Annotated in this window: 20 protein-coding genes; 14 read left to right on the top strand and 6 right to left on the bottom strand. The window is 38.3% G+C overall.

Features of this window, described 5'->3' with window-relative positions:
* From lysS to cysN, 5 genes are all read left to right on the top strand, one after another.
* The gene (lysS, locus tag B806_RS0113320; RefSeq protein ID WP_002117806.1) at nt 1-1530 is read left to right on the top strand and encodes a lysine--tRNA ligase; all 1530 of its coding nucleotides are present in this window, start codon (nt 1-3) and stop codon (nt 1528-1530) included.
* Between the two features lie 186 nt (nt 1531-1716).
* Nucleotides 1717-3159: a capsule assembly Wzi family protein gene (locus B806_RS0113315; protein WP_014206075.1), complete on the top strand. Its 1443-nt coding sequence runs from the start codon at nt 1717-1719 to the stop codon at nt 3157-3159.
* A gap of 254 nt (nt 3160-3413) precedes the next feature.
* The gene (locus B806_RS19520; RefSeq protein ID WP_002117520.1) at nt 3414-3545 is read left to right on the top strand and encodes a hypothetical protein; all 132 of its coding nucleotides are present in this window, start codon (nt 3414-3416) and stop codon (nt 3543-3545) included.
* On the top strand, nt 3538-4446 hold the full coding sequence (gene cysD, locus B806_RS0113305) for a sulfate adenylyltransferase subunit CysD (protein WP_000140408.1): 909 nt from the start codon (nt 3538-3540) through the stop codon (nt 4444-4446). Before B806_RS19520 ends, cysD begins: the two co-directional genes overlap by 8 nt.
* 30 nt (nt 4447-4476) lie before the next feature.
* Nucleotides 4477-6090 (top strand): sulfate adenylyltransferase subunit CysN, encoded by a 1614-nt coding sequence (gene cysN, locus B806_RS0113300; protein WP_002117513.1) that lies wholly within the window; start codon nt 4477-4479, stop codon nt 6088-6090.
* Between the two features lie 51 nt (nt 6091-6141).
* Here cysN and B806_RS0113295 read toward each other — a convergent pair whose 3' ends face one another.
* On the bottom strand, nt 6142-6699 hold the full coding sequence (locus B806_RS0113295) for a DUF2239 family protein (RefSeq protein ID WP_014206078.1): 558 nt from the start codon (nt 6697-6699) through the stop codon (nt 6142-6144).
* A gap of 213 nt (nt 6700-6912) precedes the next feature.
* Between B806_RS0113295 and B806_RS0113290 the strand changes: the two genes are divergently transcribed.
* A complete protein-coding gene (locus B806_RS0113290; RefSeq protein ID WP_002117749.1) occupies nt 6913-7425 on the top strand; it encodes a hypothetical protein in 513 nt (170 codons plus the stop codon).
* Between the two features lie 42 nt (nt 7426-7467).
* On the opposite strand, the gene B806_RS0113285 is transcribed toward B806_RS0113290, so the two are convergent.
* The 3 genes from B806_RS0113285 to B806_RS0113275 form a co-directional block, all read right to left on the bottom strand.
* The gene (locus B806_RS0113285; protein ID WP_002117607.1) at nt 7468-8805 is read right to left on the bottom strand and encodes a CitMHS family transporter; all 1338 of its coding nucleotides are present in this window, start codon (nt 8803-8805) and stop codon (nt 7468-7470) included.
* 568 nt (nt 8806-9373) lie between these two features.
* A complete protein-coding gene (locus tag B806_RS0113280; protein ID WP_002117726.1) occupies nt 9374-10699 on the bottom strand; it encodes a hemolysin family protein in 1326 nt (441 codons plus the stop codon).
* A gap of 123 nt (nt 10700-10822) precedes the next feature.
* Nucleotides 10823-11812, bottom strand: a complete 990-nt coding sequence (locus tag B806_RS0113275; protein ID WP_004703082.1) for a LysR family transcriptional regulator — start codon at nt 11810-11812, stop codon at nt 10823-10825.
* Between the two features lie 587 nt (nt 11813-12399).
* On the opposite strand from B806_RS0113275, the gene B806_RS0113270 reads away from it, so the two are divergent.
* The gene (locus B806_RS0113270) at nt 12400-14004 is read left to right on the top strand and encodes an isocitrate lyase (RefSeq protein WP_002117581.1); all 1605 of its coding nucleotides are present in this window, start codon (nt 12400-12402) and stop codon (nt 14002-14004) included.
* A gap of 55 nt (nt 14005-14059) precedes the next feature.
* Here B806_RS0113270 and B806_RS0113265 read toward each other — a convergent pair whose 3' ends face one another.
* Together B806_RS0113265 and B806_RS0113260 are read right to left on the bottom strand one after the other, a co-directional pair.
* Nucleotides 14060-14530 carry a copper resistance protein NlpE N-terminal domain-containing protein gene (locus B806_RS0113265; RefSeq protein WP_002117559.1) on the bottom strand — a complete coding sequence of 157 codons (471 nt, stop codon included), beginning with the start codon at nt 14528-14530 and terminating at the stop codon, nt 14060-14062.
* Between the two features lie 186 nt (nt 14531-14716).
* Nucleotides 14717-15040, bottom strand: a complete 324-nt coding sequence (locus B806_RS0113260) for a hypothetical protein (RefSeq protein ID WP_005070594.1) — start codon at nt 15038-15040, stop codon at nt 14717-14719.
* A gap of 201 nt (nt 15041-15241) precedes the next feature.
* Between B806_RS0113260 and B806_RS0113255 the strand changes: the two genes are divergently transcribed.
* From B806_RS0113255 to ureG, 7 genes are all read left to right on the top strand, one after another.
* A complete protein-coding gene (locus tag B806_RS0113255; RefSeq protein ID WP_017387147.1) occupies nt 15242-16117 on the top strand; it encodes an urease accessory protein UreD in 876 nt (291 codons plus the stop codon).
* A gap of 101 nt (nt 16118-16218) precedes the next feature.
* Complete coding sequence (gene ureA / locus B806_RS0113250) at nt 16219-16521, top strand: urease subunit gamma (protein WP_002117495.1); 303 nt, start codon at nt 16219-16221, stop codon at nt 16519-16521.
* Between the two features lie 11 nt (nt 16522-16532).
* Complete coding sequence (locus B806_RS0113245) at nt 16533-16841, top strand: urease subunit beta (protein ID WP_017387148.1); 309 nt, start codon at nt 16533-16535, stop codon at nt 16839-16841.
* A gap of 37 nt (nt 16842-16878) precedes the next feature.
* Nucleotides 16879-18579, top strand: coding sequence for an urease subunit alpha (gene ureC, locus B806_RS0113240; protein WP_017387149.1), 1701 nt, complete (start codon nt 16879-16881; stop codon nt 18577-18579).
* Nucleotides 18580-18649: 70 nt separating this feature from the next.
* Entirely contained in the window at nt 18650-19132 is a 483-nt protein-coding gene (gene ureE, locus B806_RS0113235; RefSeq protein WP_017387150.1) for an urease accessory protein UreE, read from the top strand.
* Nucleotides 19119-19784, top strand: a complete 666-nt coding sequence (locus B806_RS0113230; protein ID WP_017387151.1) for an urease accessory UreF family protein — start codon at nt 19119-19121, stop codon at nt 19782-19784. Before ureE ends, B806_RS0113230 begins: the two co-directional genes overlap by 14 nt.
* Nucleotides 19785-19807: 23 nt before the next feature.
* Nucleotides 19808-20422: an urease accessory protein UreG gene (ureG, locus tag B806_RS0113225; protein WP_017403148.1), complete on the top strand. Its 615-nt coding sequence runs from the start codon at nt 19808-19810 to the stop codon at nt 20420-20422.
* The last annotated feature ends 8 nt before the right edge of the window (nt 20423-20430 follow it).

Genomic DNA, 20430 nt, shown 5'->3' with positions numbered 1-20430 from the left:
ATGACGCAACAAAACGCTCAATCGACTTCTGAACCAACTATTTCCGAAAACGATTTAATTGCACAGCGTCATGCCAAATTAAAGCAAATCCAAGATGTTGCGAAGGAAACTGGAAAGAGTCCTTGGCCAAATACTTTTAAGCGTGAACATTACGCTGCTGATCTACAAGAACAATTTAAAGATCAGTCGAAAGAACAAATTGAAAGCGCTGAGCATGTCTATGTAAAAGTGGCTGGCCGTGTCATGTTAAACCGTGGTTCTTTCATGGTGATTCAAGACATGACAGGTCGTATTCAGTTATATGTTGACCGTAAAGGCTTACCAAAAGATATTCTTGAAACCATTAAAGGTTTAGATCTTGGTGACATTATTGCTGCCGAAGGTTATATCGGACGTTCAGGCAAAGGTGACTTATATGTTCATCTTGAAGGTTTTGAACTTCTTACAAAATCTCTTCGTCCGTTACCAGATAAATTTCATGGCTTAAATGACACAGAAGTTAAGTACCGTAAACGCTACCTTGACTTAATTGTGAATGAAGAAACACGTAAGACTTTTGAAATCCGTGCCAAAGTTGTTGCAGGTATTCGAGCATTCTTAAACAATGAACGTTTCATGGAAGTTGAAACGCCAATGATGCATGTGATTCCGGGTGGTGCTTCTGCACGTCCATTCGAAACACATCATAATGCTTTGGATATGCCTTTATTCTTACGTATTGCGCCTGAACTTTATTTGAAGCGTTTAGTTGTGGGTGGTTTTGAGCGTGTGTTTGAAATCAACCGTAACTTCCGTAATGAAGGGGTATCAACACGTCACAACCCTGAATTCACGATGATCGAGTTTTATCAGGCATATGCTGATTATAAAGACTTAATGGCATTAACTGAAAATATGCTTGAAAAGTTGGCTTTGGATATTCTAGGTACAACTGATGTTCCTTACCAAGGTGAAGTGTTTAGCTTCAAAGGACCATTCAAAAAAATCTCTATGTTCGATGCGATCTTAGAGAATAATCCGCAGTTCACACCTGAAAATGTAGGTGATCGCGAGTTTCTTGCAAAATTTATTCGTGAAGAGTTGAAAGAAGAGGTTAAGCCAGGTTTTGGTTTAGGTAAGCTTCAAACGATCGTATTTGAAGAAACTGTTGAAACTAAACTTCGTCAGCCAACATTTATTACTGATTACCCAGCGGAAACTTCTCCATTGGCGCGTCGTAATGATGACAATCCACACGTTACAGATCGTTTTGAATTCTTCATCGGTGGTCGTGAGTTAGCAAATGGTTTCAGCGAGTTAAATGACCCAATCGATCAAGCTGAGCGTTTCCAAGCGCAAGTTGCTGAAAAAGACGCTGGTGATGATGAAGCAATGCATTACGATGCAGAATTCGTTGAAGCGCTTGAATATGGTTTACCTCCAACAGCAGGTGAAGGTATCGGTATCGACCGTTTAGTAATGTTATTTGCTGACGCACCAAGTATCCGCGATGTAATTTTATTCCCGCATATGCGTCGTAAAGAAGGTTAATCTTCTAAGATGCAAAAAGGCAGTATTTATACTGCCTTTTTTATTACTTTTTATATCTAGAAACTTACCTACTTATACTAATCTTAAGATAGCGTTAAAAAATGTAATTGCACAGTTTAACAATTGCAAAGTTGTGATAAAAAATTTAAGGTGTTGCTCATAAATAACTTTGAGAATTGTGCTGGCATGTTTCTAAGAAAAACACTTTCGATTGCAATATTGGCAACTGCATCATCCGCTATTTTTGCACAAGGTTTAGTGCTAAATAATGAAGACTTACGTACAGATTTAAATTGGTTGAATCAACAAGGTGTTATTAATATTAGCACTTCTACTTGGCCGTTAAGTGGTGATGAAATTCAGCGTGCGCTCTCTCAGGCAAAAGTGTCTCATCCAGCTCAACAAAAAGTTATTAACTCAGTTCTTAATGCATTAAAAGCAGATAATAATACAGTTAAAGTGGGTGCTTTTGCTGAAACTGATATAAAAAATATTCCTCAAGCATTCGGTGATAGCCAAAAAGCTCAATATCAAGGTTCATTAGAGTTTAATGCTGGCGGTGAAAACTGGGATGCTAAAATCCGAGTAAATGCAGAAAAAGATCCTCAAATTGATAATGGACAAGACGTTAATGTTGAAGGCTCATATGTCGCTGGTAAACTTTGGAATCAATGGGTAGTTGCAGGACAAATTCCAACATGGTGGGGACCTGGACACGATGGTAGCTTAATTCGTGGTGATGCTAGTCGACCAGTTTATGGGGTAACTGCACAACGTGCTGTGCAAAATGCTTTTGAGACAAAATGGTTGTCTTGGATTGGACCTTGGCAATACCAAGCATTTGCTGGTCAATTAGATGATTATAAAGCAATACCAGATGCTAAATTATTAGGCTTACGTGTAACTGCAAGACCGTTACCTTATTTAGAACTAGGTGCTTCCCGAACTTTACAATGGGGTGGTGAGGGACGTTCTGAAAGTTGGGATTCTTTATGGAATGCGATTAAAGGTAATGATAATGTTTATGATGCGTCTGAAGACAGGTCTAACCAAATTGCTGGATTTGATGCTCGTTTGAATCTGCAATCTCTTTTAAATGCTCCTGTTGGTATTTATGGACAATACGTGGGTGAAGATGAGGCTGGGTTACTTCCATCTAAAAAGATGTATTTAGCTGGGGTTGATTATTCGTCAAGCTACAATGATATGCCATATCAACTTTATGCAGAATGGGCTGATACTCGCACCAATGGTGATGTAAAAGGTATTTCTTATAACCATTATATTTATAAAGATGGTTATTACCAACATGGTTTCTCATTAGGTCACGCGATGGGTGGTGATGGGCAAATGTACTCAGTGGGGGGCGATATCCGCTTTGATGTCATGAACCGTTTAAGCGGTCGCGCTATGGTGGTTAAAGTTAACCAATCTAACTTGGCAATCAATAAAGCATTCCCTAAAGATGATGAAATTAAAGCACTTGATTTAACTTGGACACATTTCATCAAACCTGATCTTCCATTAAAAATTAATGGATGGGTAAGTGATTCGGATCTTGAGGGTAATGATGCAGGTGCATCTATTGGTATTGAAATTCCATTAGAGCGTAAAATGTTTGGTTTCTAAGAATAGATCATGTTTTAGAAAAGAGAAGCGATTAATGCTTCTCTTTTTTTATGGCTTTTAAAGAAAACTAAAGACTAGAACATGATTTGCTTAAGTTGATTACACAAGCTAGGATTACAAAGTTATACAAGTGAATCAGCATATTACATGTATATGATTAAATCGAATATCAATATGAAAAAACAAGCAAAAGGAATCGGTTTTAAATCACTATAATGCATAACTAATGCTATAAGCCATATAAAGGCTTGTGGTTGGATTATCTATCACGAAAAATTGGAGTTGTTATGGCACTCGTTCCTCCACATGGTCTTCTAGGTGGTGGTTTAATACTACTTCTAGATTTTATGGGCAAAATGGATAGAGAAGGACGTGTTCATGACTGAATCAAGACTCACACATCTCAAGCAACTTGAAGCTGAAAGTATTCACATTATTCGTGAGGTTGCTGCGGAATTTGAAAATCCAGTCATGCTTTACTCGATTGGTAAAGACTCTGCTGTTATGCTTCATCTTGCGTTAAAAGCATTTTATCCAGCTAAACTTCCATTCCCTTTATTGCATGTAGACACGGGTTGGAAATTTAAAGACATGATCGCGTTTCGCGATAACATGGCAAAAACTCATGGTTTTGACTTAATTGTTCATCAGAACAAAGAAGGCCGTGAAGCTGGGATCAACCCATTTGATCATGGTAGTTCAAAATATACCGATATTATGAAAACCCAAGCTTTAAAACAGGCTTTGGATAAATATCAATTTGATGCTGCTTTTGGTGGTGCACGTCGTGATGAAGAAAAATCACGTGCAAAAGAGCGTGTTTACTCATTCCGCGATAGCAAACACCGTTGGGACCCGAAAAACCAACGCCCTGAACTTTGGAATCTTTACAATGGTAAAGTGAACAAAGGTGAAAGTATTCGTGTATTCCCTTTATCTAACTGGACTGAGTTAGATATCTGGCAATATATCTATTTAGAAAATATTCAAATCGTTCCTCTTTATTTCTCTGCTGTTCGTCCCGTAGTAGAGCGTAGCGGTACGCTAATCATGGTTGATGATGAGCGTATGCGTCTAAAAGAGGGTGAAGTTCCACAGATGAAGTCTGTACGTTTCCGTACGCTTGGCTGTTACCCGTTAACTGGTGCAGTTGAGTCTGAAGCAGATACGTTACCTGAAATTATCCAAGAGATGCTTTTAGCCACGAGTTCTGAGCGTCAAGGTCGTATGATTGACCATGATGAAGCGGGCTCAATGGAAAAGAAAAAGCAAGAAGGCTATTTCTAAGACAATTTCTAAATTTGTGGAGTTTGAGCAATGTCTCATCAATCAGAATTAATCAGTCAAGATATCTTGGCCTATTTAAAGCAACATGAACAAAAAGACCTTCTACGCTTTTTGACTTGCGGTAATGTAGACGATGGTAAAAGTACGCTTATTGGACGTTTACTCTACGATTCAAAATTGATTTATGAAGATCAATTGCAAGCAGTAACGCGTGACAGTAAAAAAGTAGGAACTACTGGTGATGCACCAGACTTGGCGTTACTAGTAGATGGTCTTCAAGCAGAACGTGAACAAGGTATTACCATTGACGTGGCTTACCGTTATTTCTCAACAGAAAAGCGTAAGTTTATTATTGCGGATACCCCGGGACATGAGCAATATACTCGTAACATGGCAACAGGTGCGTCAACTGCTGATTTGGCAATCATCCTGATCGATGCGCGCTATGGTGTACAAACTCAAACTCGTCGCCATACGTTTATTGCAAGTTTGCTTGGTATTAAAAATATCGTTGTTGCAATCAATAAGATGGACTTGGTTGAATATTCACCTGAGCGTTTCACTGAAATTCAGATTGAATATGATGCTTTCGTAAGCCAATTAGGTGATCGCCGTCCTGCCAATATTCAGTTTGTACCAATTTCGGCTTTAAATGGCGATAACGTTGTGAATCCGTCAGCTCATACGCCGTGGTACAAGGGTCAAACCTTGATGAGCATTCTTGAGTCGGTGGAAATTAGTCGTGAATCAAACAAACACGAATTCCGTTTCCCTGTTCAGTATGTAAATCGTCCAAACCTTGATTTCCGTGGTTTTGCGGGTACTGTTGCTTTAGGTGAAATCAATGTTGGTGATGAGATTGTTGCACTGCCATCAGGTAAGCGTTCAACAGTTAAAGAAATCGTTACTTTTGATGGAAACCTTGAGCAGGCTGTAGCGGGTCAAGCGGTTACATTGACCCTGAATGATGAAATTGATATTAGCCGTGGTAACGTTTTGGTACGTGCTGGCGAGCAACCGTTAATTTCACGTAGTGTTCGTGCTTCAGTGGTGTGGATGAATGAACATCCGCTCGTGAAAGGTAAGTTATACAACGTTAAGATTGGTACCCAGACTGTTCCTGCTAAAGTCACTAATATTCACTATCGAGTGAATGTGAATACACTTGAACATACTCATGTGGAAGAGCTTGAGTTAAATGCAATTGCAGATGTTGTAGTTGAGTTCGATGCGCCAGTTGTGTTTGATCAATATCAAGATTCTCGTTATACAGGTTCATTCATCTTCATTGACCGCTTAAGCAACGTAACTGTTGGTGCAGGTATGGTTGAGGCTGCTGTTGAATGGACTGCACATAGCAATCCTGTAACAGCTGAAGATCGTGCTGCACGTTTGGGCCAAAAGCCAGCGGTGATTGGGATTTCTGCACAGTTAATCGAGAAAGCTCAAGTTTTAGAAAGTTTATTGATCCAACAAGGTGTAGTTGCGATTGCAAAAGCCAACTTAACTGCTGAACAAATTACTTTATTGCGTGAGACAGGTGTTGTGGTTATCACAACTTCTGTGGAAGGTACGGATACAGAAGTTACTGCTGAAACCGTTGAAGAGGCAGCTGAAAAAGTTGTGGAATTAGTTCGTCTTTAATAGACTGAATTGATTTTGAAAAAACCCGCGTAAGCGGGTTTTTTATTGGGTTTAGAAAATACTTTGAGTTTTTAAAGTTAAATATTCTCTTAAATCTTTGGGATAGCTCTGAATCATCTTTAAAAATATATCTCGATCACCTTGATATAAGGCACGTGTTGCTTCTTCGTAATTTGGCATATTGCCCAACATGGCAGACATAAAACGGTCGATGGCTTGTTTAGCGAGCATAATATTACCTTCAGAATTTGGGTTATTTAACTCTTTATCAATTAACTTACGAATTACTGCTGATGCACTCGCACTTTGTTGATCTAACCAATCCCAATGTTTTTTCTGTAAAGTGATTTCACGAGAAATTACTCCGAGTTTAGGTCGTCCAACTTTTTTAATTTCTTCCGGTTCACCATAACGTTGATGAAATTCTTGTTCCGAACCAGAAAGATCAAGATCAATTTGTTGACCTGTTTGATCATTAAAAATCAGAATATTTTCCGTTGTTTTCGGAAGATCTTTGAGTTTTTTTGCAAGTTCAATAAGGGAGTCACTCGCAATAAGTGTGCTTCCAGTGAAGGCAGTATAGGTGATTTTAGTATTCATTTTAGCCATATATTTTTATCTGGGTAAAATAATATTATCAGGGTAAAATTAATTTGGCAAATAATTAAAATTATAACCAAAGAATTATTTGATTTTATGAGTGTAGTCTATGAAGTTAGGACTATAAAAATAGTCAAGATAATGAGCTATTTAAAATTTTACTCTGCTTTAGTATCGCTTTTATGAGAGAATACGCCTTTAGTTGTATGTATAGAGACTCCTATGTTTGAGCAATCTCCTGAATCTTTAAGCGATATCGAAATTTTAGACATTTTACAGTCGATGAAAAAAGATAAGCTAGATACGGAAGCAAATGAGATCATCCGTAACGGGGGGAAAGCAGGACGTCAGGAAGCACATAAGCAGGCTTTAGTGGCACTGAATACAAATTTTGAAGAAAAGTTTGTAGAGGCAGTTACTCTTGCACTAGGTTTAAATGCAGCTCAAGCTAAAAAAATTCGCTATAAAAAAGATCGAATTCGTATTTTAAAAGCGCGTGGTATTGATTATTTAGCTATTGATGGTGCAGAAACAGCGCAAGTTTTGGCACAAATTTCACAAGCGATTGTTCGAGAAGATGCAATAGTTACTCATGACTTACATGACATCTTCCCATTTTGGAAAGAAGGTTGGCCAATGGTGCAATTTGATAATGCCTATAAAATTTTAGAAGAAGATATTAGCTTGCACTTTCATGCGTTCTTAGACGCCATGATTGAGTATATAAATAAATAAAAATAAAAGCCCCGTTTGGGGCTTTTATTTTTAGGGGAATAATTAAAGTGTGCTAAAGAGCGGGAAAACGCCAATCACTAATGCGGTGCCCATCAAAACCATACATGTTATAAATGCCCACTTAAATGTGAACTTTTGATGGTCAGCAAAGTCAACTTTAGCAAGACCGCATAACAAGTAAGTTGAAGGAACAAGAGGTGATAGCAAGTGTACTGGCTGGCCTACAATTGATGCACGAGCAATAGCTTCTGGGCTAATACCGTAATGTGAAGCCGCTTCAGCAAGAATTGGTAAAACGCCATAGAAGAATGCATCATTTGACATAAAGAATGTCAAAGGCATACTGACTAAAGCGGTAATCGGTGCAAGATATGGACCCATGCTTGGAGGAATCATTGCGACGAATTCTTTAGACATCGCCTCAACCATACCTGTACCAGATAGAATACCTGTGAAAATACCTGCTGCGAAAATTAAACCTACAACAGCTAAAATACTATCTGCATGCATTGCGATACGCTTTTTCTGCATATCAACATCAGGATAGTTAATCAGCATTGCAATACAGAACGCTAGCATGAATAGCACTGACATTGGCAAAATGCCTTTGATTAATGCAATCATGAGAATAATAGTAAGTACCATATTTACTTTGCGTAAATGTGGACGCGTCGCTTCAGGGTCTTTCGACACGGTAATATTGTCACCATGATGACTTTCAAGCTCAATCACGCCTAAACGTTTTTGCTCATAACGGCCATATAAATATGCCAAGAAGAATAACCAACCAATACTAATGATCATTGGAAGGATCATCGGTACGAAAATATGGCTTGGATCAACTTGTAACGCACTTGCAGCACGAGCAGTAGGACCACCCCATGGTGTTAGGTTCATTACACCACTACATAACAGCATAAGTGCAGTCATGATGAGTGTGTTCATTCCTAGACGTTGATAAAGTGGCAACATGGCAGCCACACAGATCATATAGGTGGTTGAGCCATCACCATCTAAAGAAACGAGAGTGGTTAAAAAGACAGTTCCTAGAGTAATTTTTAAAGGATCGCCTTTAACTTTTTTCAAAATCCATTTAACCGGTGGGTCGAAAAGACCTGCATCGATCATTAAGGCAAAATACAAAATTGCGAATAAAAGCATTACGCCAGTTGGCGCTAATTTTTTGATGCCATCCAGCATCATCTCACTGAGACCTTTAAGTTCAATGTGACTTAAACTTTCAAAGTAATGACCTAGGCCCCAAGCAATGAGAGAAAAAATAAACGGGATGAGAATTAAAGCAATAATAGGGCTTAAACGTTTGGACATGATTAAGTACATGAAGCACAAAATCATGCCAACACCAAGTAATGTCAGCATACAATCAATCCTTTGCCTATAGTTTTACTGAACAAGTTTATTCAAAACTCTGACCTTGGTTATTCTTATTAATTTTTATTAAAAAGACAAATAATATATTTAGTTTATTTGGTTAATATATATTCGTTTGAATGGGTATATTTAGATGAAATACTGAACATATATATTAAGGTTATAATGGTTTTATAATAAATGAATACTATTATAAAATAATATAAAGGTATTATAAAAATAAAAATTATATGGCATTTTTTTTAATTATATATATTTTGATGAGTGAAATGAGAAGAAGAAGCATTTAGGGGCTTACTTGAGCTAAACTACATAAGTCTGTTTGCAATGTAAATGGGGCTTAATAACTTTATAAGCAGTTAAGAGGTATAGATTATTTTATTAATTTTCAGTATTTAAGCTTTAATAGAGTTACTAAATAAAATAATAATACTTTTAAATTAAAAGAGCAAATTGAATAAATGAATCTAAAATAATTATTAAATATATTTAAAAAAGTTATTTAGTTTTAAAAAAATACCCCAACTAAATTGTGGGGCATTTAAATTAATAACGATTAGTTTTCATCAATTGATGAGTGTGTTTCGGTTTGTTCTAAAATTCGAGTTACAAGAAGTTGGTCAATTTTAAAATGGTCGACATCGACAACTTCAAATTTATATCCACCAAATTCCACAAAATCTGCTGGACGTGGAATTTTGCGTAGACGGTACATCATGAAACCTGCGAGCGTCTCATAGTTTTCTTCATCAGGCATTTCATCAATTTCAAGAGCATGTCTTAGGTCATCAATTGGTGTGCTGCCATCAATTAACCAAGAGTTATTATCACGTTTAATGATTTGCTGTTCTTCTTCAATAGGAGTAACCCAATCACCCATAACTGTAATCATGATATCGCTTAACGTAATCACTCCTACAACAAGTGCATATTCATTGATAACGACAGCAAATTTCTCTTTTGTAGAACGAAAACGGTCAAGTAATTCAGAGAGTGTGAGGGTGTCGGGAATCATGAGTACAGTACGAATGGTAGACTCATTTAATTGAGTTGGTGATTGATTATTTAAAATGCGTACTAAGAAATCTTTAGCATCAACATAACCAATCACCTGATCAATATTTTCATTACACACTAAAAATTTTGAGTAAGGATATTCTGCTAATTTTTGACGAATACTATCTTCATGTTCGTTTAAGGTGAAATAAACGACGTTCTCGCGTGTCGTCATGCTTGAAGGTACAGTACGTTCTTCTAGTTCAAAAACATTCTCAATAAAGTGGTGTTCTTGTTTTTGAAGTACGCCGGCTTGAGCACCTGCATCCATGACTGCTGAGATATCATCAAAAGTAATGTTATCTTCGCGTGTTGTATTGACTTTAAATAAACGAAATAACAGATTCGCAATAGCATTAATTCCCCAAGCTAAGGGTTTACACACCTTAATAAAAACTTGAATCGGGTTAATAACACTAATTGCAATTTTTTCAGGTGCAATCATTGCCAAGCGTTTTGGCATGAGATCGGCAAATAAAATAAATAGAGAAGTTACTAAAGTGAAGGAGAGGGCAAAACCGATAGTTTGTGTCCAAGGACCTTCATAAAAGCGGTCAACTAAAGTGACAAAAAAGGGACGAAAAGCAGCTTCACCCAAAATACCGCCTAAAATTGCAACTGCATTTAGGCCAATTTGAGAAGCTGCAAAAAAATCGGCAGATTGTTCTTGTAGATCAAGTACTTGTTGGGCACGTTCTTCGCCAGCTTCGGCTAAAATTTTTAACTTTACTTTTCTGGCGCCAGCCAATGCAATTTCAGTTAAAGATAAAAAGCCTGCTGCGATGATGAGCAGTACGATGATAATGATATTTTGAAAGAGACTCACAAATCACCCGAGGTTCATCATTATTATGACTATGTTTTAACACAAAAAAGCGCTGAGGTAATCAGATTGATTGCTCAGCGCTTGAAGATAATGTCTAAAATCGACAATTAAATCAAAATTTACTTAATAGTGAGAAAATTGCGAATTGTTGGTTAGAAATTCACGATTTTCTTCTTCAATCATTTGACGAGCAACAAATAAAATAAGTTGGCGCAACCAGCGATGAGCTGGGTGATGATGTAATAATGGGCACCAAGCCATTTTAAGTTCAAATTCTGGAATATAAAAAGGAGGATCTTTTATAACCAGTTTAGGATTTTGAGTTTGTAAGCGTGCCATTCGAGTTGGAAGCGTGGCAATCAGGTCAACATTTTGAGCAAGTAATGCTGGCATTTGGTAGTGACGAGTAAATACAGAAATTTTACGACGTTGACCAATACGTTCTAATGCCTGATCGATCCAGCCTAAACCGCCTTGTTTATCTGGATTTACACCAAAGCCTACACCCATACCAGTTTTAGAAACCCAGATATGCTGTGCATCTAGATAACTTTTAAGATTCAAATGGGTTACAGCAGGGTGTTTGTCATTAAGAATACAGCTGAAACTATCACGCCAAACTAAAACTTGGTGGAAACTTTGCGGTATTTCATTAAATCTATTAATTGCAAGATCAACTTTACCTTGTTCCATGTCTCTATAAGACACATCACTTGGTGTAAGAAAGTCGAGTACAACATTTGGAGCTTCAGAGCGTAGAGCTTTGACAAGACGAGGAACTAAAGTTGCCTCGGCATAGTCAGATGTCATAATGCGGAAAACGCGATTACTTGTATAAGGGCGGAATTCGGTACGGGGTTCCAAAATCATGGAAAGATCAGAAAGAGCATCTCGAATACGAGGTTGTAATTCAAGTGCACGTTCTGTTGGGGTCATCCCTTCGGAAGAACGGATAAGAAGTGGATCATTAAATAAATTACGTAAGCGACGTAAAATATTACTCATTGCAGGCTGAGTTACCCCAAGCTGTTCGGCTGCGCGCGTAACATTTTTTTCACGAAGAAGTACATCAAGATATATTAATAGATTAAGATCTACTCGCTCCAGATTCATAAAAAAAATACCGAAAATAAAACCCTGAAATTGTTTCAAATTATGCCATATTTAATGATCATTGTGTGAAAAAATGATGAGAAAAGCGACATTTTTTGTAGGAATTAAGTAGGGTGGAAAGACGTTTCAAAGGCACGTTTTTACTGTCTTTGCTCAGTTTTGAATGAAAGAAATCTAAATAGAATATATTTATGAATAACTTCTCAATTTCTAGCATATCAATTGACTTTTTGCATTGGCAAAAATAGCCTAATTTACAATTGACTTTTAGATTTAAAAATGAGTGGAAAATCTCCAAAAATTGTATAAAAATAAGACTTAGTGAGTTTTTAAAATAAAACTCTATACTCCTTTAGGATAATTTTATTTTTATAAACAAAGTGTTAAAGTTTTTGGTTTTATCTATAATATCGATTTATTGGTATATTTTTTAAATAAATACTGAAGATTAACAAAGGATATTGGATTAATTGATTGGCTAAGTCTAAGCTGTGTTCATGAGGAAGCAGCTGGTGTCATAAGAAATTTAAGTAACGTGACTCTAGGCTTCAATCGATGAAATCCTAAAATGAATACAGGACAATATCATGACTACATATCAAACAGCGATTGATGCAGTACGTCAATTAAAAGCAAAATTCGGCAATACTTGGGCAGACATTAGCCCAGAAGATGCTGCTCGTATGCAACTTCAAAACCGTTTCAAAACTGGTTTAGATATTGCTAAGTATACAGCTGCGATTATGCGTCGTGATATGGCTGAATACGATGCTGACTCAAGCAAATACACTCAATCATTAGGTTGCTGGCATGGTTTCATCGCACAACAAAAAATGATTGCGAACAAAAAATATTTCGGTACTACAAGCAAACGTTATATCTACCTTTCTGGTTGGATGGTTGCTGCTCTTCGTTCTGAATTTGGTCCACTTCCTGACCAATCTATGCACGAAAAAACTTCTGTTCCTGCATTGATCGAAGAAATCTATACTTTCTTACGTCAAGCTGACGCAAAAGAATTAAACGATTTATTCCGTGCGCTTAAAAAAGCACAAGAAGCTGGTGATACTGCTAAAGCAGCTGAAATCACAGCTCAAATCGACAACTTTGAAACTCACGTTGTGCCAATTATTGCGGACATCGATGCAGGTTTCGGTAACGAAGAAGCAACTTACTTACTTGCTAAGAAAATGATCGAAGCTGGTGCTTGTGCGCTTCAAATCGAAAACCAAGTATCTGATGCTAAACAATGTGGTCACCAAGCTGGTAAAGTAACTGTTCCACACGAAGACTTCATCGCTAAGATCCATGCATTACGTTATGCGTTCTTAGAAATGGGTCTTGAAGAAGGTATCATTGTTGCGCGTACTGACTCTGAAGGCGCTGACTTGACTCAAAAAATCCCAGTGGTTAAAGAGCCAGGTGACATCGCTTCTCAATACATCAGCTACTTAGATACTCAAGAAATTGACATTGCTGATGCTCAAGAAGATGAAATCTTAATCAAGCGTGATGGTAAATTACACCGTCCTAAGCGTTTACCTTCTGGCTTATATCAGTTCCGTGCTGACACGCAAATTGACCGTGTTGTACTTGACTGTGTGTCTAGCTTACAAAATGGTGCTGACCTTCTTTGGATCGAAACTGCGACTCCAAACGTAGAAGAAATCGCACACATGGTTAACCGTGTTAAAGAAGTTGTTCCAAATGCTAAGCTTGTTTATAACAACAGCCCATCATTCAACTGGACTTTAAACTTCCGTCAACAAGCTTACGATCGTTGGGTTGCTGAAGGTAAAGACGTTTCTGCATATGACCGCGCTAAATTAATGAGTGCTGAATATGACAACACTGAATTAGCTGCTGATGCTGATGACAAGATCCGTACTTTCCAAGCAGATGCTTCTCGTGAAGCGGGTGTGTTCCATCACTTGATCACACTTCCAACTTACCACACTGCTGCTCTTTCTACTCATGAGCTTGCACAAGGTTACTTCGGTTCTGAAGGTATGTTGGCTTATGTTGCTGGCGTACAACGTAAAGAAATCCGCGGTGGTATCGCTTGTGTTAAACACCAAGCAATGGCGGGTTCTGACATCGGTGATGATCACAAAGAAATCTTCTCTGGTGACAACGCTCTTAAAGCACATGACGATGCTAAAAACACAATGAACCAATTCGCAGCTCACTAAAAATTGATTCATAAAAAAACCCGCTCAAATGAGCGGGTTTTTTAATTATTAAAAATTATTTTTTCAAAACATAGTGTTCAGCTAAAGAGCCTTCAACTTTTTTACCTTCCATATCTAAAGCAGTTGCAGTGTTTTCACCGATAAAGAATTTACGGTTTTGACCTTTATCATCTAACGTAATAATTGAAGTATTATCTTTGTCGAAAGTAAAGGTACCATGGGTTTCAAATGGGTTGGTGTCACCTTTACCAAGATAAGTTTCGGTTAGCTCGTAGGTTTTATCATCTTTAAGTTCTAATTCAGTTTTAATACCTTCACAGTCCGCACATGGGAGAGTGCCTTTATATGTGCCGTCCCAATCGAGTGAGTTTTCAGCTGTGTGTGCGGTATCTACAGCATTATTATTTGCTTCAGTAGTTTGCGCTGGAGCAGATGCTTGAGTTGTCGTGTCGGCTTTATTTTCATTTTTGCTACAAGCGGCAAGAAGGATACTTAAGAGTGCTACTGATAATAATGTTTTTTTCATGATGATCTAAACCTCGGAAAATAAATAAAAAACAAGTAAACAGGCTATGAAATATAAGAGCCTAATAAAAGTTTAAGTATGTAATTTAATTTTAACAAAAGGTAAAGTGAGTAAAAATTAATCAAAAAGAAAGATATAAAATTAAAAAAGGTATCCACTAAAAAATTAAGTGAATACCTTTATATATTAAGGTTGAGAAGAAACCCCACCTAAAGAATCACAAGCCGATTTATAAAGTTGATATTGTTGCTTTAAAACTTCATCGAGCGGCATGTCAAATAACTCTTCACCATTTTTATAACTCTCTACATATGAAGTCGCCTTTTCTTTGCTTACCGCTAAAGACTGTTGGTAGTAAGAATTAATTGAGCTTGTTGCAATCTGACTTGTCTCAACATTTTTACATTCAAAATTATGGAGAATTTTCTCTGCACGTTTGACCTCACTAGATTGGCCAAAAATACACCCAGTTAAAAAGACAAGTGGCGTTAACACGAAAAAAAGTTTCATGGAGAGCAAGTATGGAAGCAACGGTGGGCGCTATTGTATAAATAATTCCATGAGTTACTGTGGTTTTATGTTAGACATTGATTGTTTTTTAACTCATTAAAATCAAAAAATTGTATCTAATTTTATCATTTTGCTTATTTTTATATTTGGTGCGTATTTTGCTTATAACTTTAAGCACTTATTTTGAACATATGAACCAGAATGAATCAGGTACAAACGTTTTCAAAAAACTCTTTAGCACCATTTTGGTATGCGCGATTAGAGCTCGGATTTTGTTTTGAAAATTCGCGCACCATAATGAGTCATAGAAAGCACCATGGCCCTGTAAGGGTGCAAAAAATGCTCTGGCCTGAAAAAACAGGTGTATGTCATGCGATTATTGTACATCCTCCAGCAGGAATTGCAGGAGGAGATCATCTTACTTTTCAAATTGAAACCAAAGATCAAGCTCATGCGGTTGTAACGACTCCTGGTGCTGGAAAATGGTACAAAACCAATGGAAAGCAAGCCTTTCAGCATATTCATCTTCATGTGCGAGATCAGTCTATTTTGGAGTGGGTTCCACAAGAAACGATGCTGTTTGACGGAGCTCTAGCACACTCAGAAACTCATATTCATCTTGACCATGCTGCCAGTTTTATTGGCTGGGATATGTTGGTACTCGGGCGGCAGGCACGCGCTGAACGTTTTGTGCAGGGAAGTTATCACAACCAGTTTAAGTTGTGGCGAGAACAAAAATTATTGGTTGCAGATACATTGTTTTTTGAGGGTGAAGACCGTTGGCTGAGTTCGTGTTTAGGTATGAATAATCAAGCAGTAATGGGAAGTTTTTGGGCCGTAGCACCTGAGAAATATCGCTCAGCTTTTTATTTAGAACAACAGCTCGAACTCATTCGCGAATTGATGATGCGTATGCAAGCACCTGTCACATTAACATTATTGGATGATGTGGTTTCGGCCCGTTTTCTAGGAAATGATGTCCGACATTGTCATGATGCTTTTGCAGCCATAAGAGCAAGATTAAGACGTTATTGGTTTGATTTAGATGAAGAATTCCCAAGAATCTGGAGAACCTAACTTACGTTAAATTGCGTATTTAAAAAACGATTAAAACAAGTATGCTGCATTTGAGCACGTATTTTGCTTAAAGAAAATTAGATGCTATTTAGGAAAGAGATATGGAACTCAATCCAACAGAAAAAGATAAATTACTTATTTTTACCGCAGGGCTAGTCGCTGAGCGTCGTAAAGCTCGTGGCTTAAAGCTAAATTATCCGGAAGCTATCGCTTTTATTTCTGCTGCTTTGCTTGAAGGGGCACGGGATGGTATGACGGTGAGTGACTTGATGCATTACGGAACAACTTTATTAAAGCGTGAAGATGTGATGGATGGTGTGCCAGAAATGATTGCTGAGGTTCAGGTCGAAGCAACTTTTCCTGATGGCTCGAAGTTAGTCACTGTTCATCAGCCAATCGTATAAAAGGAGCGTTTATGATCCCTGGTGAAATCATTACTCCAGATACAGACATTGAGCTGAATGTTGGACGGCAAACTTTAAAGATTGTAGTTGCTAATATTGGCGATCGGCCTATTCAGGTAGGTTCCCATTTTCATTTTTATGAAGCAAATGATGCGCTACAGTTTGATCGTGAAACAGCGAAAGGCTTTCGATTAAATATCGCGGCAGGCACGGCAATACGTTTTGAACCAGGACAAAGTCGGGAAGTGGAGCTTGTTGCTTTAGCGGGTAAGCGAGAAGTTTATGGTTTTGCAGGCCGAGTCATGGGCAAGCTGGACTAGACATAACAACGATAATGAAAGAGATGAGTAATAAGTTATGAAAATGTCACGTCGTGCATATGCTGAAATGTTTGGTCCAACGGTTGGTGATCGTATTCGCTTGGCTGATACAGAGCTTTTTATTGAGGTTGAGCAAGATTTAACGACTTATGGTGAAGAAGTTAAGTTTGGCGGTGGCAAAGTCATTCGTGATGGAATGGGGCAATCCCAACTTTTAGCTGATGAAGTTGCCGACACTGTGATTACCAATGCTTTGATTGTCGATTGGTGGGGGATTGTAAAGGCGGATGTTGGTTTAAAAAATGGTCGAATCTGGAAAATAGGGAAAGCAGGAAATCCTGATATTCAACCTGACATTACCATTCCTTTAGGTGCTGCAACAGAAGTGATTGCGGGTGAAGGGCAAATTTTAACGGCAGGTGGTATTGATACTCACATTCACTGGATTTGCCCACAGCAAGTTGAAACTGCACTTATGTCGGGTACAACAACAATGGTGGGTGGCGGAACAGGACCTGCGGCAGGTACTTCGGCAACGACAGTGACACCGGGGCCTTGGCATATTGCAACCATGTTGCAAGCCATTGATGATTTACCTATGAATATTGGCCTGCTAGGTAAAGGTAATTTGAGTTTACCAAATCCAATTCGAGAGCAAATTAAAGCTGGGGTAATTGGCTTAAAGCTGCATGAAGACTGGGGCTCAACACCAGCAGCCATTGATAACTGCTTGAGTGTGGCAGACGAGTTTGATGTGCAGGTCGCTATTCATACAGATACCTTAAATGAAGGTGGGTTTTTAGAAGAAACTTTAGCTGCATTTAAAGATCGCACGATTCATACGTACCATACCGAAGGCGCGGGTGGTGGGCATGCACCTGACATTTTAAAGGCAATTGGACAAAGTAATGTCTTGCCGTCTTCAACTAATCCAACACGTCCTTATACGATTAATACTATTGATGAGCATTTAGATATGCTCATGGTTTGCCATCATTTAGATCCGGCAATTGCTGAAGATATCGCTTTTGCTGAAAGTCGTATTCGGCGTGAAACCATTGCCGCTGAAGATATTCTGCAAGACTTAGGGGCAATTGCCATGATGTCTTCTGACTCTCAGGCGATGGGTCGTGTGGGTGAAGTGATTTTACGTACTTGGCAAACTGCTCATAAAATGAAAATTCAACGTGGTCCTTTAGAGGGTGACAATGAGTTTCATGATAATAATCGCGTTAAACGCTATATTGCCAAATATACGATTAACCCAGCCATTACCCATGGTCTAAGCCATGAAATTGGTTCGGTTGAGGTCGGAAAACTTGCTGATTTAGTGCTATGGAAGCCTGCATTTTTTGGTGTAAAACCTTCCATGATTATTAAAGGTGGCATGATTGCAGCGGCACCAATGGGTGACATTAATGCTTCAATTCCGACACCTCAACCCGTGCATTATCGCCCAATGTTTGGGGCTTATCCGCGTGGTGTACATAACACCTGTATTACCTTTTTATCTCAAGTGGCAATTGATGAAAAAGTTGCTGAGAAACTAAATCTTAAAAAGTTAATTAGCCCATGTAAAAACACGCGTGCAATTACTAAAGCTGATATGAAGCACAACACATATTGTCCAGTCATGCATGTTCATCCTGAAACTTACGAGGTGCGGGCTGATGGTGAATTATTAACGTGTGAACCTGCAGACGTATTACCCATGGCTCAGCGTTATTTCTTATTTTGATGAATTTTATAGAGATGATATGTCTCATTACTCTAGATATGAAAGAAATAAATAAGGAGAGAGAAGCTAAATGAAAATTTACACCCAACGACTTGAAGATATTTCTCCTGATCAGGCATTTGAAACGGTTGAGCTGACTTTTGATACCCGCCAAAAATCACGGTTTCGAGCAGCTTTAGCGAGTGGCATCGATATTGGTGCGGATTTACCGCGTACTGGCATTTTGCGTAGTGGCTCATATATTGCAACGCAAGAGGGTGATGTATTACGTGTCGATGCCAAGCCTGAGCGATTAATGCAAGTCACTGCTCAAACCGATTTTGATTTGCTTAAAGCTGCCTATCACTTAGGTAATAGACATGTACCATTAATGTTGACCCCTACAGCTTTGTATTTTGAGCCTGATCATGTGCTTGCAGAAATGGTAGAAGGTTTAGGACTTACGGTGACTGAAACCGATCATCCGTTTGAACCTGAAAGCGGTGCCTATGCACAGCATAGCCATGACCATCGTTTAAGCCCAATCAAAGCTTTACATCATGTCCATTCATAGCGCCGCGCAATTATTGCAATTACTGACACTGTCTTCTACGGCATTGCCAGTTGGAGCGTATTGTTATTCGCAAGGTGTAGAAACGGCGATTGATATTGGCCTAATACATGACGAAACCTCGGCAATTGCTTACTTTGAAGAAGTACTTGAGATGTTATTGGTGAGGTTTGAGTTGCCCGTACTAAAGCGTCTTATGCAGCATCATGATGACTCAGAAGAGTTCTTGGTTTGGGCAAATTTGTATAAGGCCAGCAGAGAAAGTAAAGAACTTTTGGCAGAATCTCAACAGCTGGCATTTTCTTTAAATGCGTGGATTAAAGATGTTTTAAAAAAAACAGTTGAGGTTAAAAAGCAGTTTGGTTTCGTGCCGGTCTATGCACAGCTGTGTGGTCGTTTAGAACTTAAAGAAGAGGATGTACTTACGGCTTATACCTTTACTGTTTTAGAAAATCAGGTTTTAGCCGCAGTAAAAACTGTTCCTTTAGGACAAATGGCAGGACAAAGAATTTTGTGGCACTTACATGGTTTAGTACCACAAGCGGTAGAGAAAGCTTTGAAGCTTAATGACGAGCAATTGAGCAGCGCTTTACCTCGTTATGCCATGCTGAGCATGAAACACGAAACACAATATTCACGGTTATTCAGATCTTAAGTTTAGGAAAAAGGATAAAAATCATGACAGAGCGTAGTCCATTACGAGTTGGAATTGGCGGACCAGTGGGTTCGGGTAAAACAGCACTTACACTTAATTTATGTTTAGCCTTGCGTAATAAATACAATATGGCTGTGGTGACAAATGATATTTACACCAAAGAAGATTCAAACTTCTTAACCCGTAATGAGGCGATGTCACCAGATCGTATTGTGGGGGTAGAAACTGGTGGTTGCCCGCATACAGCTATTCGTGAAGATGCTTCAATTAACTTGGCTGCAATTGATGATTTGTGTGAAAAATTCGAAGGCTTAGAACTTATTATCATTGAAAGCGGTGGGGATAATTTGGCAGCGACATTTAGTCCTGAACTCTCTGATTTAACTTTATATGTCATTGATGTGGCTGGTGGTGAAAAAATTCCTCGTAAAGGTGGCCCGGGTATTACCAAGTCAGATTTACTCATTATTAATAAAACTGACCTTGCGCCAATGGTAGGTGCAAACCTTGATGTAATGGACCAAGATGCGAAACGCATGCGCGGAGAAAAGCCATTCTTATTTTCAAATATGAAAACACAACATGGTCTTGAAGAAATTATTCAGTTTATTGAGAAACAAGGGCTGTTTAAAGCTTAAGGAGAGAT

Origin of the sequence: Acinetobacter sp. TG2027 (assembly GCF_000302435.1) — a bacterium.
Classification (GTDB): Bacteria; Pseudomonadota; Gammaproteobacteria; order Pseudomonadales; family Moraxellaceae; genus Acinetobacter; species Acinetobacter pittii.
Note: the sequence above shows the minus strand (reverse complement) of the source record. Positions and strands in the feature narration are given on the sequence as shown.

Coding starts and splice junctions, on each gene's coding strand:
- lysS (WP_002117806.1), top strand. CDS start 1: ATGACGCAACAAAACGCTCAATCGACTTCTGAACCAACTATTTCCGAA.
- B806_RS0113315 (WP_014206075.1), top strand. CDS start 1,717: ATGTTTCTAAGAAAAACACTTTCGATTGCAATATTGGCAACTGCATCA.
- cysD (WP_000140408.1), top strand. CDS start 3,538: ATGACTGAATCAAGACTCACACATCTCAAGCAACTTGAAGCTGAAAGT.
- cysN (WP_002117513.1), top strand. CDS start 4,477: ATGTCTCATCAATCAGAATTAATCAGTCAAGATATCTTGGCCTATTTA.
- B806_RS0113295 (WP_014206078.1), bottom strand. CDS start 6,699: ATGGCTAAAATGAATACTAAAATCACCTATACTGCCTTCACTGGAAGC.
- B806_RS0113290 (WP_002117749.1), top strand. CDS start 6,913: ATGTTTGAGCAATCTCCTGAATCTTTAAGCGATATCGAAATTTTAGAC.
- B806_RS0113285 (WP_002117607.1), bottom strand. CDS start 8,805: ATGCTGACATTACTTGGTGTTGGCATGATTTTGTGCTTCATGTACTTA.
- B806_RS0113275 (WP_004703082.1), bottom strand. CDS start 11,812: ATGAATCTGGAGCGAGTAGATCTTAATCTATTAATATATCTTGATGTA.
- B806_RS0113270 (WP_002117581.1), top strand. CDS start 12,400: ATGACTACATATCAAACAGCGATTGATGCAGTACGTCAATTAAAAGCA.
- B806_RS0113265 (WP_002117559.1), bottom strand. CDS start 14,530: ATGAAAAAAACATTATTATCAGTAGCACTCTTAAGTATCCTTCTTGCC.
- B806_RS0113260 (WP_005070594.1), bottom strand. CDS start 15,040: ATGAAACTTTTTTTCGTGTTAACGCCACTTGTCTTTTTAACTGGGTGT.
- B806_RS0113255 (WP_017387147.1), top strand. CDS start 15,242: ATGAATCAGGTACAAACGTTTTCAAAAAACTCTTTAGCACCATTTTGG.
- ureA (WP_002117495.1), top strand. CDS start 16,219: ATGGAACTCAATCCAACAGAAAAAGATAAATTACTTATTTTTACCGCA.
- B806_RS0113245 (WP_017387148.1), top strand. CDS start 16,533: ATGATCCCTGGTGAAATCATTACTCCAGATACAGACATTGAGCTGAAT.
- ureC (WP_017387149.1), top strand. CDS start 16,879: ATGAAAATGTCACGTCGTGCATATGCTGAAATGTTTGGTCCAACGGTT.
- ureE (WP_017387150.1), top strand. CDS start 18,650: ATGAAAATTTACACCCAACGACTTGAAGATATTTCTCCTGATCAGGCA.
- B806_RS0113230 (WP_017387151.1), top strand. CDS start 19,119: ATGTCCATTCATAGCGCCGCGCAATTATTGCAATTACTGACACTGTCT.
- ureG (WP_017403148.1), top strand. CDS start 19,808: ATGACAGAGCGTAGTCCATTACGAGTTGGAATTGGCGGACCAGTGGGT.